Source organism: Pseudorhodoferax soli, assembly GCF_003337555.1.
Lineage (GTDB): Bacteria > Pseudomonadota > Gammaproteobacteria > Burkholderiales > Burkholderiaceae_C > Pseudorhodoferax > Pseudorhodoferax soli.
Genome location: NZ_QPJK01000006.1, coordinates 1 through 13257 on the forward strand (window position 1 = coordinate 1; position 13257 = coordinate 13257).

Sequence of the window (13257 nt, forward strand, 5' to 3'; positions counted from 1 at the left end):
GGCGACCCCGGTGCCCCTGTCCTTCCGCTTCGCTCCAGGCAACCTGCGGTGCTCGCGCCATGGGCTGCATTGCGCAACTCGCACCGTTCACTGCGGGAACGTAGATCGAACAAGCGCAATGAGTCAGTTCACGAAGCGCGAGGTTCCCCGCGCAGCCCATGGCACTGCGCTCCTCGGCAGGGGCACAGGGGGAAGTCCCACACGGGCCATCGCTACGCTCGGCCTTTCGCTCGGGCCGTCGCTGCGCTCGGCCTCGTGCTTGGCGGGCGTGGATCTTTTCCATCAGCACAGCTCCGGCACGACCGGCACCGCCACCGCGCTCGCATCGGCGAACGGGTTCGGCAACGCACGCAGATCCGTCGGCGCACTAGCGCCTTCGATCGCGATGACCGACAGCAACTCCGGCAGCTGCCACGCCGACAGCACGAGCTGCTGCGCGCCGTCGGCCGCGATGGCCGGCAGCAGCTGCCAGTCGTCGCCCTGGCGCTGGAACAGCCGCAGGCCGCGCAGCTCGTCGACACCGGGCACGCGCGAGACCTCGACCTCCAGCTCGCGCGAGCGCACGGCGCGGCCCAGCGGCCAGCCGCTGCCGTCCAGACCACCGGGGGCCAGAGGCCACAGCAGCCGGCGCAGCGCCTCGCGCACGCCCAGCAGCACCTGGTCGCGCGCATGCCCGTCGCGCACCAGCACGGCGACCGACAGGCCCAGCGCCACGTAGTCGCAGCCGATCACGTAGAGCTCGGTGGCCAGCGGCGTGCGCACCGAGAGGTGGGCGTGCAGGCGCTCGATGAAGGGGCGGTCGGGCCGCGGGTTGGGCGCGGGCGCCAGCGGCGCGGCCGGCAGCGCCAGCACGCTGACCACGCCGGGCACGTGGAAGCGGCGGTCGCGCGGCTTGAAGCGGGGCAGCACCTCGATGCGGCCCACGTCGATGGACGGCGCCTCCAGGGCGAGGGCGCGGTAGTCGTCCTCGGTGACGGCGCGGTCGCGGTGCCGCAAGCGGGCCGGGATGCGGCGCTCGGCCACGGCCAGGGTCTCGGCGTCCTCGCCGCCGGCCAGTGGCAGCGGCTGCAGCACGCGGATGGGCGGCGCGGTCTGGCCCGCCACCGTGGTGCCGGTCAGCTCGGCCAGCGCCAGCGGCGGCAAATTACCGGCACGTCCACCGCCGAAGCGGCCCTGCGCGAGGCGCACGCGCATGCCGGCCTCGGGCACCTTGCCGCGCAGGCCGTCGCCCAGGCGCACCGTGCCCGCCTCGACGTCGAGCTCGTAGGCGGTGGCGTCGCGCGCGACTTGCGGGTCGGCGTGGATGGCGGCCAGGTCGTCCACGCGGCTCCAGGGCTGGTAGCCACGGCCCGGCGCCTCGACCTCGATCTGCAGGCTGGTGGCGTCGACCGAGCCCAGCGGCAGCGCGAACTGCTGGTCGGCCGCGCCGTTGGAGGCGCCCAGCACGCGGCCGGCCAGCGTGTTGCGCTGGTCGATCTCCACCGCGTTGATGCCGATCCAGGCCAGCGGCAGCTGCTGCACCTGCTGCCCCGGTTGCGGGCGCAGGCGCAGCCAGGCCACCAGGCGCGCGGCGCGGGCCGGGTCGTCGAGCCGCGGCGGCGCGTCGCCCACGCCGGCATGCGGGTTCTCGCCCACGTCGTTGGACGGGGCCCAGATGGCGCGCTCGTCGGGCAGCTGCAGGCGCAGCGTGCCGGCGCGGGCCAGGCCGCCGCTGGTGTCGGTGCCGCCCTGTACGGGCAGGGTGATGTAGCTGGTGTCGAAGTCGCCGGTGCCGCGCGTCGTCATCTCCCACAGCACCGGAACCGGCGTGGCGGCCGTGACCTCGTCGAACGGGCCGGCGGGGCGCACGGCCGGCACCACGCCGACCGAGAGCAGCGGCGGCAGCGCGGCATCGCCACCGCCCAGCGCGCTGCGCACGGCCGTGTTCACCTCACCCTGTTGGTCGGCCTGGCGCGCGGGCGGGGCCAGCAGCGCGATCCACAGCGCGCGGTCGACGCTCTGCGCAAACACGTCCACGCCGTCGGGCACGGCGCGGCCCTGGGCGAACACCGGCGTGGTCTGGTAGGCCTTGAGCGCGCCGCTGATGCGGTGGATGCGGGCCAGGCCCTGCAGCAGGTCGCTGCGCTGGGCCAGTTGCGCGGGGGGCAGCGCGCGCTTGATGTAGGCCTCGCCGGTGATGGGCAGCACGGTGGTCTCGGCCAGCGTCTCGAAGGGCACGGCGGCCTTGAGCAGGGCGCGCGGCTGCAGCTTGTGGGCGGCCAGCTCGGTGTCGCGCGCGAAGGCCAGGCCGACGATGCCGCGCGCCGGCAGCGCCGGCTGCAGGCCCATGCCCAGCAGCTTGAGGAACACCAGGCGCTGGCGTTCGGGCACCAGGTTGGCGCGGTACAGCAGCGTGTCGCCGAGCCAGGCGAACAGCTCGATCAGCGTGCGGCCGGGGTCGCCCTGGCGTGGATGCGTCCACTCCGGCGTGTGGGCCGGGATGCGCGCGATCAGTTCCTCGACGAGGTCGTCGAAGCGGCGGTCGTCCAGTGAGGGAGGCAGCAGGGGCATGTTCAGCCCTCCAGGTCCACGGTGACGTTCAGGGCGGCGGCCTGCCCGGAGCGGGCCAGCCGGTAGGCGATCTCCACGCGCACTTGGCTGGGCGCGCCTGCGACCTCCCAGACTTCGACGCCGTCGAGCAGGATGCGGCTCTCCCAGCGGCCGAGCGCGTCCTGCACGAGGTCGCGCATCTCGCGCCGCGTGGCGATGGTGTTGGGCGCGTGCAGCAGCCGGTCGAGCCCGCCACCGAACTCGGGCCGCATCAGCTGCTCGCCGGGGCGCGTGGACAGGATGGCGCGGATGCCGTCGCGCACGCTGGTGGCGAGGTCCGGCCAGGCCAGCGCACCGTGCGCGTCGGGCAGCGGCAGCAGCGGCCAGCCGATGAGGGGGCGGGGTGCGGCGCTCATGTCTTGGGCGGCACTTTGGGGAACGGCAGGCAGATCTTCATGGAGAACATCCAGCCGAACACGATGTTGAAGAGCCCCAGGAACAGGTTCAGCACCAGGAAGGCGCAGATCGTGATGATGGGGATGTTGAAGCTGCAGATCCACGTCAGCCCGAACTTGCTGCTCGCGCCTTCGCCGTCCAGCAGCTTCTTGCTCGATCCGGACAGCAGGCTCTGCAGCGAGGGCGGCACGACGAAGGCCACGCTGGGCTTGAGCGCGCCGAGCAGGGCCTTGTCGCTCGGGTCGGGCAGCGCGATCTGCACGGGCGGTGCGCCGGCGCCCTCATACCAGGCGGCGATCACGAAGGGCTCGCTGGCCTCGCCCCAGACGATGCGCGCCGGGCACCCGCCCTCGGGCGCCAGCCGCACGAAGGCGCGCAGCTGGTAGCGCGCGCCGGGTTCGTCGAAGCGCCCGCGCTTGCCCTTCACCGCGGCGAAGCGGCTCTGCATGGCGGCGTGCATGGCGTCGAGCAACCGCCCGGCGGCGGTGGTTTCCATCGCCGGCCAGGCGGCGGGCATCTCCACGCTGCCGCCCTGCTGCAGCAGCACCACCGCGTGGGCCTGCTGCAGGAACTGGTCGGCCCGCACCAGGCGCGGCTGGATCTCGCCGCTCTGCAGCACCAGCGGCAGCTGCAGCGTGGCCAGGGCCTGCAGGATGGGCGCGCCGGCGCTGCCGAAGGCATCGAACTCGCTGGCCAGCTGGCGCAGCAGCAGCACGAAGCGCGTGAGGACCGCATCGGCATTGGCCTGCTCGCTGTCCTTGAGCCAGGCGCCGGTGATGGTCTGGCCGTTGCGCGGCAGGCCCATGGCGCTGCCCTGCAGCGCCAGCACCAGGTGGTCGCGGAAGGCGGCCGAGCGGGGGCCGAAGTCGGTGCCGGGCGCGGCGGCCAGCAGGTCGTCGGCTTCGCTGATCTCGCTGCTGACGGTGGGCACCAGGCCGTAGTAGAGGGTCTGGCCGGCGTCGGTGCAGACATCGGGCGGCGCGAGGTACAGCGGGATGGTGGCTTCCTCCAGCGCGCTGTCTGGCTGGGTGCGCGTGAAGGCGGCCAGCTGGCGGTCGATGTCGGGCACGCCGGTCAGGCCGCGCTGGCTGCGCTGGGCCGGCAGCGGATCGGCGTCGGCGCCGCCCACGCGGGCCAATGGCAGCCAGCCGTGGAGCCGGCCGCCGGACTTCATCCAGCCCTCGCTGCGGCCGTCGGTGCCGATGCGGCGCAGCACCAGCCCGGCGGCCTGGACGCGCTTGGGGTCGAGCCGCGGTTCGCCAGCGGTGTCGCACCAGGCCTCCAGCAGCGCCAGGTGGAACTGGCGCTGGATCGGCTGGAACAGCTTGAGCGTGCCCTGGCTGTCGAGGGCGCGGGCACGCAGGGCGCGCAGGCGTTCGCGGCCGGCGGTGCTGCGCAGGTCTTCCAGCGTGGCGGGCAGGAAGCCGTCGTCGCTGCGCTGCAGGAGCCAGGGGCTGCCGCTGCGGGCGAGGCCGCGGGGGGCGCCGATGAGAACGGGGTGGTGTTGGGCCATGTCAGTTGCCCCGGGCCGAGCGCAGCGATGGCCCGTGTGTGACCCCGCTCCCACCCCTGTGCCCACGCCGAGGAGCGCAGTGGCCTGGGCGGCGCGGGGAACCTCGCGCTTCGTGAACTGACTCATTGCACTTGTCCGAGCTGAACGAACGCAGTGAGTGGTGCGAGTTGTGCAATGCGCCCAGGCCGCGAGCACCGCAGGTTGCCCGGAGCGCCAGCGCAGGGACGGGGGCACCGGGGCCGCCTTCTCTTTGGTTACTTTCTCTTGGCGGAGCAAGAGAAAGTGACTGCACTGCCGGGTGCATATCCCGGCCTCTGGTGCCAGCAAGAACTACTACGGTTGATCGACGTGAGGAGGCGGGGATTTCGCCCCCGCACGACGACTCACTTTTCTTGCTTCGCCAAGAAAAGTAAGCAAAAGAAGGCGACCCCGGTGCCCCTGTCCCTGCGCTGGCGCTCCGGGCAACCTGCGGTGCTCGCGCCATGGGCTGCATTGCGCAACTCGCACCGTTCACTGCGTTCACTACGCTCGGACAAGCGCAATGAGTCAGATGTTGAAGCGCGAGGTTCCCCGCGCAGCCCATGGCACTGCGCTCATCGGCAGGGGCACAGGGGAAAGTCCCACACGGGCCATCGCTGCGCTCGGCTCCGCGCTCGGGCCGTCGCTGCGCTCGGCCGAGGCAGGTGGTGGTGGTCCGTGCGCGGTGCGCGGTTGAAAGGCTTGTCATCGCATCACCACACATTCCCAGCACCAGGCGTATAGCTCGCGCTGATCACCGCATTGGTCTGCAGCACCGCGCACTTGACCATGCCGGAGAAGTCGGCCATGGCCGCGTCGACCTTGACCATGCCGGCCGTCACCTCCACGTTGGCGGCCTGCACCGAGACCTTGGCAGCCGCCGTGACGGTGATGCCTGCCGTCTCCAGCTTGATGCTGTTGCCGTTGGCGTCTTCCAGCGTCAACGCGCTGGGGCCGTCCTTCAGCGTCACGCGCGTGCCGCCGGGGGTCTCCAGCGTCAGCGTCTCCTGGCCGCTCTCGTCGAGCAGCGTGATCTGGATGCCGTTCTTCGAACGCAGGCGCTTGGTGCGGTTGGCGCCGCCGGCCGCGATGTCGGCCGGCGCAGCGGCGCTGCCGTTCCACAGGCCGCCGACGATCAGCGGCGCGCGCGCGTCGCCCTGGGCCATCAGCACCAGCACCTCGTCGTCCACGTCGGGCAGCATGAACAGGCCGCGCTGGTCGCCCGCGAACGGGGCGACGACACGGGCCCACAGCGGGGCGTCCTGGCCTTCGGCGCCATCGAAGGCGAGAAGCCGGATCTGCACGCGGTTCAGGCGCTCGGGGTCGTCCAGCGAGACCACGCGCGCGAGCTGGGCCAGCGCGGCCCAGGGCGGCGCGGTCATGAAGGGCAGGTCGCGTTGCATCAGGTCCCCAGGTAGGCGCACTCGGCCTGGAATTCGGTGCGGTAGCCCTGGCGCTGGTCGAACAGATGGCGCGCCAGCACCACGTAGTAGCTGTTGTCGAACTGCGGCGCGATGCCGGCCAGCCGCACATGGCAGCCCACGCGCAGCCGCGCATTGCCCTCGGCCACGCCCTCGGCGCGCACGAAGCGGCGGGCGCGCTGGTCGAACGCGGCGGCGGCCACGGCGCGGGCTTCGGCGTCGCTGTGCACGGCCGGGCCCGCCAGGTGCAGCGGGCGCGCGCCCAGCGCATCGGCTGCCCACTGGGGACCGCTGCGGCCGCTGCCCGGGCCGCCGTGGGCCAACGCGCTGGCCTGGCCGGCAACGGGTGCGCCGTCGCGTGCGTTCCAGCCGGAGACACTGACCGCGCTGACCTGTCCGGCCAGGTCGGCCGTGATGCGCACGCGCGCCAGCTGGCTGTACAGCGTGAGCTCCAGGCTGCCGCGCTGCACCTCGCCGCGCGGCGCCACCTGCAGCCGGGCACCGACCACCTGCAGGTCGGCGTCGAAGCGCGCGAGCAGGCGGCGCAGGAAACCGAGGTCGGTCTCGTCGAGCTGGGCCCAGGTGCCGCGCGGCTGGTCCAGCGCGGTCACGTCGATGGCCAGGCCCAGAACGCCTGCGATGGTGCGCGCCACCTCGGCGGGCGACTGGTCGGTGTAGACGCGGGTGCGGCGCGCGCGGCGGGCGGCGCCCAGCGCGTCTTCGGCCAGCACCACGAGCTCGGGCGGCTTGCCGTAGTCGCAGACCATCTCCAGTGCGCTCACGCGGCCCTGGAAGATCTCGGTCGGCGCGGCGGCGTCGCCGCTGTAGACGGCCAGTTCGGCGCCCAGGCGCAGCGTGGAGTTGGCGTCGAAGGCCAGTTCCGGGCTGCCGCCCGTGGCGACCCAGTTGTTCAGGCGCAGCTCCAGGTGCGAGAGACCGCCTTCGCTTTCCTCCATGCGCAGCGCCAGGAGCTGGGTGCTGAGCCGCGCGTCCTCCTGCCCCGCGATGCGCAGCGTGGGGCGCGCACTGAAGATGGCGCTCTGGCTGAGGGTGGCTTCGCTCATCGTGGCCTACCGGTCGCACAGGCGTGCTTCGCGCTCGGCACGCACGCGCAGGGTTTGCTCGATCTGCTCGGCCAGCGCGGCGCCATCGGGCGGGGCGGCGGCCGGCGCCGGCGCACTGGCCGGCGGGGTGGGGCTGATCTCGGTGCTGACTTCTTCGAAGGTGACGGCCATGGTGTTGCTCCTCAACCGAACTGGATGCGGCCATGCAGGTCCGCCTGGACACCGACCTCGGCACTGAGGCTGCCACCGGCCTGCACCACGGCCCGGCCGCCCGGGCCGAACGCAGCGCCGGCCACGGGCGGTGCCGGCAGCAGGCTGGCGCGGGCGGAGCCCAGGTCGACGGACACGCCGGGCGGCGCGATGGACAGGCCCGCGAAGGCCGGCCCGGCGGTGGCCGTGAGCGCGGCACCGACGTTGAGGCCGGCGCCCGCGCTGGCGCCCACGCCCAGGCCGACACCGGCACCGAGCGACAAGCCTGCGCCCGCGCCGCCGCCCAGCGACAGCCCGGCACCGGCCGAGAAATCCGCCGCGGCCGACAGCGTCACGCTGCCGCCCACCGACAGGCCGGCCTCGGCGCCGAAGCGCAGGCTGGCCGAGGCGTTGGCACCGGCGATGGCGCGTGCGGCGCGCGGGTCGCCCAGCGCATTCGCCACGCTGGCGGCACCGGCCCCGGGCGCGGCGCTCACGGGGTCGGCCGGCAAACTGCGGTCCACCGGCGGAGCGGGGCTCTTGTTGCTCTGGAACTCGACCTCCTGGCTGGCCAGCGTGAGCGCGATGGACGAGCGCAGCGGCACGCCTTCGGCCGAGAAGAAGTCCAGCGTCTCCTTGAACTGCTCGATAACGCCGCGAAAGCGGTAGCTGCCCCAGCCGAACTCGACCTTGGGCGCGAATGGCTTGCTGCCGTCCTTCGCCGGTTCCAGCAGGCCGCTGATGTGGGCCGTGACGTCGCGCACCGAGACGCCGGTCTCGGTGGTGTCGAACACCAGCGTCATGCTGAGCTTGCCGCTGCTCTTCTTGACGAACTGCCGCGCGCCGTTGTTGCCGTTGCGATCGTCGAACTCGTTGGCGATGGTGTATTCGAGCGAGGCCGGGTTGAACTGCACCTCGAACGGCGCGCCGCCCTTGCCCGGGCCGTCCAGCACCTTGAAGGTGGCGGCGGCCACGGTGGGGGCGTCGGGCAGCCAGGCCATCACGCGGCTCCCGTGTCGTACAGGCGCAGGCCTTCGTGCGCCAGGTGCAGCTCTTCGATGCCCACCTCGTTGCCCTTGGCGTTGAGGTCGGCGGCCTTGAACTTGACCGGCAGGCAGCGGTCCAGCCCCCAGGTCAGCGCGGTCTGGCCGGCGCTGTCCTGCACCACGATCTCGGCCGAGAGGCGGTAGGCGTAGGCGCCGCCGCCCACCAGCTGGAACCAGCGGAACAGGTCGCGCGTGCGCGTCATGCCGCGCTTGAGCACCACGGTGGCGAAGCTGACCTGGCCGGCCCGCTGGGTGGCGCCGTAGTTGGCGCCGCCGGCACGGATCAGCTTGGGCTCCATCGTGGCCTCCAGGCCCGTGCATTCGGCGAAGGCGCCGCTGCACACCTCGACGGCGCCGCCGCCGCCGCTGCCCGCGCGCTTGAACGTGACCGCGAAGCGGAACACGTGCAGGCCGATGAAGGCGGCGTCCGCGCTCACTGCGGTGCCTCCGCCAGCGCATCGACGCTGGCCGCGTGGCCCAGCTGGAGCACCACGGTGATCTGCTCGATGGCCATGGCCGGGCGCACCTGCAGCACGGCGACCAGGCGGCCGGCGTCCAGGTCGGCCTGGGTCATGGTGCTGCGGTCGCAGCGCACCGAGAAGGCCTGTGCGCGCGTGGCACCGCCGAACGCGCCGGCCTGCCAGAAGCCGGCCAGCAGTTCCTCCAGCGTGCCGCGCAGGCGGGCCCACAGGGCAGGGCCGTTGGGCTCGAACACAGCCGTGTCGCCGGCCCGCTGCGCCGCCTGCAGCAGCGTGCCGAGCAGCCGGCTGGCACCGCCGAAGCGCCAGGGGTCCAGCGCCGAGGCGCTGACGTCGGACTGCAGCGCCCAGCCTTCGGCCTGCTGCGCGAACAGGCACACCCGCCTTGCCAGCAAGGCGGACGGGCTGTCGGGCGCCAGGCCCCAGGCCGGCACCGGCTCGGCGCCGCCCACGTCGCGCAGCAGCGCCAGCGAACGGTCGCCGGCCACCGAGCGGTGCGTGCCCAGCGCCACCGCGCCCTGCGCGACGAGGCCGGCCAGCACGCCGTCGGCCGGCTCCAGGCCCTGCGGCAGATCGCCCACCGCGGCGCGGGTGCGCAGCCAGGGCCAGGCCAGCTGCGACAGCGCCTCGGCCGGGCGGCCCTGTGCGGTGTCTTCCGCCAGGCTGTCCGCCAGCACGCCGGCCTGCTGCAGGTAGTTGAGGAAGTCGGCCTGCGCATGCGTGCCGGCGGCGCTGCGCGTGTCGGCCTCGGGCAGTGGCAAGGCGGCCAGCAGCGTGGCGCTGCGCCGGTGCCGTGCCAGGAAGCCGCGCACGCGCCGCAGCGCGTCACGCCATTGCTGGTAGCCGGCGGCGTCCAGCCGCGGTGCGGGCACGCGCAGCAGGGCGGTGTCGGGATCGGGCGGCTGCTCGACGTCGCAGGGCGCGAAGCCCTCGGGCGGCGGTACGAGCGCGCGCGCGTTGTCCGGCGGCGGCGGCAGGCCGGCGCACAGGTCGGGCAGGTCGGGCAGCAGCAGCAGGCTGGCGTGCGGCAGGCCGTAGAGGTGTTGCAGGCCCTGCCAGCTGGCGGGTTCGTGCGGCGCGAACGGTGTGGCCGTGGGCAACAGCCGCGCCAGGCGCGCGGCGCGCTGGGCGGTGCGCGTGGCACTGTCCTGCTGCACGGGCCAGGGATCGCCCACGCGCACGACGATGGCACGCCTGCCGCCGCGCGCGAAGAAGCTGCGCACGGCGGCGCCCAGGTAGCTGGCGCAGCGGCGCGTGCCGGCCGCATCCACCGCGCGGCGGTCCCAGTCGTAGAAGCGGTCGAACAGGTGCCAGCTGTCGAGCGCCAGCGGCATGTCCAGCAGGTCTTCGATCTGCGCTGCGGGGCGCGCCCACGGGCCTGTCACCCAGCCGCCCGCATCCAGCTGCGCGCGCAGCGCATCGGGCAGCGGGCGGCCCGCGCGGCGGCCGACGAAGCCGACGAAGCAGGCCACGTCCGACCGGTAGAGGTCGGCCGGGGCGCTTTGTGCGACGGGTTCGAAGACGAGGGCCATGTCAGTCCCCTGGTGCCCGTGCCGTGGCCGAGCGCAGCGATGGCCCGAACCCCAGGCCGAGCGCAGCGATGGCCCGTGTGGGGGTTCCCCCTGTGCCCACGCCGAGGAGCGCAGTGGCCTGGGCGGCGCGGGGAACCTCGCGCTTTGTGAACTGACTCATTGCACTTGTCCGAGCTGAACGAACGCAGTGAGTGGTGCGAGTTGTGCAATGCGCCCAGGCCGCGAGCACCGCAGGTTGCCCGGAGCGCCAGCGGAGGGACGTGGGCACCGGGGCCGCCTTCTCTTTGGTTACTTTCTCTTGGCGGAGCAAGAGAAAGTGACTGCACTGCCGGGGGCATATCCCGGTCCCTGGTGCTTGTTCTGAAGCAGTGGGTTCTATCGAGAAATACGTCTGATCGAGGTGAGGAGGTGGGGCTATCCACCCCACACCCGGACTTACTTTTCTTGCTTCGCCAAGAAAAGTAAGCAAAAGAAGGCGACCCCGGTGCCCCTGTCCTTCCGCTTCGCTCCAGGCAACCTGCGGTGCTCGCGCCATGGGCTGCATTGCGCAACTCGCACCGTTCACTGCGTTCACTACGCTCGGACAAGCGCAATGAGTCAGATGTTGAAGCGCGAGGTTCCCCGCGCAGCCCATGGCACTGCGCTCCTCGGCAGGGGCACAGGGGGCAGTCCCACACGGGCCATCGCTGCGCTCGGCCGCGGACAGCCGTCGCTGCGCTCGGCCTGGGCTGACACGGCAGGTTGCTCGCATGTTGCCCTCAGGCGCTGAATTCCAGCGCTTCGGCGGACAGCACCACCTCTTCCATGGCGACGTCGCCGCCGCCCTTGCCGGCCAGCGTGGGCCCGCTGTACTTCATCGGGATCACGCCGCGCAGCACCCAGGACTGCACGGGCTTTTGTGCCTCGTCGAGCAGCGTGATGGTGACGCTGCGCTGCGCTTCGGGCCCCTTGACGCGGGCGCTGCCGATCCAGTCGAACAGCGTTTTGGAGTTCAGGATGCCGCGCTTGAGCGTGACGTCGGAGACCTTGTGCACGCCGGCGACCTTGCGCACGTGGTTTTCCTTGTCGTTGCCGAAGCGGTACTCGGCCACCGTGAGCTCGGTGCCGATGCCCGACACGTCGGAGAAGCCGCCGAAGACTTCGCCGCCGTCGAAGTTGACGATGAAGTTGAAGGCGCCGTAGGGCGTGGTGCGGTTTGCCATGGTGCGCTCCTCAGGCCGCGTCAGCGGTCATCTGGCCGATGCGGAAGATCACGAACTCGGCCGGCTTGATGATGGCCACGCCGATCAGGCAGACCAGGCGGCCGTTGTCCAGGTCGTTCTGGGTCATGACGCTGCGGTCGCAGCGCACGAAGTAGGCCTGCTCGGACGTGCTGCCCAGGAGCGCGCCGTTGCGCCATTCGTTGTAGAGGAAGTCGGAGATGGTCTGGCGCACGTTGGCCCACAGGCGTTCGCCGTTGGGCTCGAACACGGCCCACTGCGTGCCGCGGTCGATGGACGACTCCAGGTAGTTGAAGTAGCGCCGGTCGGAGACGTACTTCCACTCCGGGTCGCTGGAGACCAGCCGCGCGCCCCAGACGCGGTAGCCGCGCCCGGAGAGGTAGCGCAGGCAGTTCACGCCCAGCGGGTTCAGCAGTTCCTGCTGCGCGAAGTTGACGTCGACCTCGAAGCGCAGCGCGCCGCTCACGATCTCGTTGGCCGGGGCCTTGTGCACGCCGCGCTGCACGTCGTTGCGGGCGTAGATGCCGGTCACGAAGCCCGAGGGCGGCAGCTCGATCTCGCGCGGGATGTCGTCGCGCCCGGGCCGCGCCAGCGGGTTGGCCACCACCACCCAGGGGTAGTAGAGCGCGGCGTGGCGCGAGTCGACACGGCCGCGCGCAGTGCGCATGTCGCCCGGCGTCTGGCGCGGTGCGCAGTCGAGCACGGCGATGCGGTAGGCGCGGCGGCGCTCGGCGTGGGTGATCAGCGCGTTCTGCACGGCCGGGCCTTCGGCATAGGCGCTGCTGCCGGGCGCGGCGACGATGGACACGTCCTCCAGGCCCGACAGCGTGGCCAGGGCCGCGGCGTAGCTCCCCGCCGTGGTCTCGGCGCCCAGCGTGGGCGCGTTGCCGTCGCTGCCGCCGGAGAGCAGCAGCTGCCGGCGCCCTTCGGTGTCGCCGGCCACGGCCGGCAGCGCGCGCACGGCGGCCAGCAAGGCGAAGGCGTCCACGTTGGCGCCGATGTCGGCCATGACCAGGTTGTTGAGCGCCTCGGCGCGGCTGCCGGGGTTCAACGCCAGCACGGTGCCCAGCCAGCGCGGGTGGGCGCGCGCCAGGCCCAGGTCTTCCCAGGTCTGCGCGCCGCCATCGGCATCGACCACGTCGAGCGCCAGCGTGAGCAGGGCGGCCGTGGCGCCTTCGCCGCCGGGCACGTCGGCAGGGCCCAGGCCGGCGAGGTCCAGCGCGGTGGCGTCGGCCTCGGCCCAGGCGGCGCCGCTGCCCTGGTACAGGGTCTCGGCGCCGGCAGCCGTGATGGCCAGCAGGCTGCCGGCTGGCGCGGTGGCCATGGTGCGCAGCGTGGCCGGGCGCTGGGCCACGCGGAACAGCACGCGCCCATTGGCCGCTGCGCCCGGGAAGCGCGCGCGGACGACGACGCTGGCGGCCGCATCGGCGCCCGTCAGCAGCGCACCGGAGGCGGGCTGCGCGCCGTTGACGGTGCGCACCACGTACAACCGCGAGCCGCCGTTGTCGAAGTAGGCGCGCACCGCATGGGCGACGTAGTTGAGCCGGCGCGCCGCGTCGGTCACGTCGGCCAGCTCCAGGTTCTCCAGCCCGCCGTAGACGTGCTCGAAGTCGGTCAGGCTGGTGACCATCTCGGGCACGCCGGCCACCGGGCCGCGCCGGGTGGGACCGACGAAGGCGGTGGTGCTGGTGCCCACGCCCTCGATGGATTTGGCGCGGAAGCTGGTTTCTTCCACGTAGACGCCGGGTGCCAGGTATTCGGGCATGGCCTAACTCCTTTCATGAAGGCGG

At 72.7% G+C, this 13257-nt stretch carries 11 protein-coding genes; all 11 read right to left on the reverse strand.

What is annotated here, in order from left to right; genetic code table 11:
* Window positions 1-282: 282 nt before the first annotated feature.
* Window positions 283-2550 (reverse strand): putative baseplate assembly protein, encoded by a 2268-nt coding sequence (locus DES41_RS20660; protein WP_114469569.1) that lies wholly within the window; start codon window positions 2548-2550, stop codon window positions 283-285.
* A gap of 2 nt (window positions 2551-2552) precedes the next feature.
* Window positions 2553-2945, reverse strand: a complete 393-nt coding sequence (locus DES41_RS20665; protein ID WP_114469570.1) for a GPW/gp25 family protein — start codon at window positions 2943-2945, stop codon at window positions 2553-2555.
* Window positions 2942-4498, reverse strand: a complete 1557-nt coding sequence (locus DES41_RS20670; protein WP_114469571.1) for a hypothetical protein — start codon at window positions 4496-4498, stop codon at window positions 2942-2944. Before DES41_RS20670 ends, DES41_RS20665 begins: the two co-directional genes overlap by 4 nt.
* A gap of 731 nt (window positions 4499-5229) precedes the next feature.
* The gene (locus DES41_RS20675) at window positions 5230-5919 is read right to left on the reverse strand and encodes a phage baseplate assembly protein V (RefSeq protein ID WP_114469572.1); all 690 of its coding nucleotides are present in this window, start codon (window positions 5917-5919) and stop codon (window positions 5230-5232) included.
* Window positions 5919-7001: a phage late control D family protein gene (locus tag DES41_RS20680; RefSeq protein WP_114469573.1), complete on the reverse strand. Its 1083-nt coding sequence runs from the start codon at window positions 6999-7001 to the stop codon at window positions 5919-5921. Before DES41_RS20680 ends, DES41_RS20675 begins: the two co-directional genes overlap by 1 nt.
* Before the next feature lie 6 nt (window positions 7002-7007).
* Window positions 7008-7172: a hypothetical protein gene (locus DES41_RS38470; RefSeq protein WP_170168241.1), complete on the reverse strand. Its 165-nt coding sequence runs from the start codon at window positions 7170-7172 to the stop codon at window positions 7008-7010.
* Between the two features lie 11 nt (window positions 7173-7183).
* Window positions 7184-8191: a CIS tube protein gene (locus DES41_RS39590; protein WP_114469574.1), complete on the reverse strand. Its 1008-nt coding sequence runs from the start codon at window positions 8189-8191 to the stop codon at window positions 7184-7186.
* The gene (locus DES41_RS20690; RefSeq protein WP_211333025.1) at window positions 8191-8673 is read right to left on the reverse strand and encodes a phage tail protein; all 483 of its coding nucleotides are present in this window, start codon (window positions 8671-8673) and stop codon (window positions 8191-8193) included. The genes DES41_RS39590 and DES41_RS20690 overlap by 1 nt, the downstream gene beginning before the upstream one ends.
* The gene (locus DES41_RS20695; protein ID WP_114469575.1) at window positions 8670-10247 is read right to left on the reverse strand and encodes a phage tail protein; all 1578 of its coding nucleotides are present in this window, start codon (window positions 10245-10247) and stop codon (window positions 8670-8672) included. Before DES41_RS20695 ends, DES41_RS20690 begins: the two co-directional genes overlap by 4 nt.
* 758 nt (window positions 10248-11005) lie before the next feature.
* Complete coding sequence (locus DES41_RS20700) at window positions 11006-11449, reverse strand: phage tail protein (protein WP_114469576.1); 444 nt, start codon at window positions 11447-11449, stop codon at window positions 11006-11008.
* 10 nt (window positions 11450-11459) lie between these two features.
* A complete protein-coding gene (locus tag DES41_RS20705; RefSeq protein WP_114469577.1) occupies window positions 11460-13232 on the reverse strand; it encodes a phage tail sheath subtilisin-like domain-containing protein in 1773 nt (590 codons plus the stop codon).
* Window positions 13233-13257 lie beyond the last annotated feature (25 nt).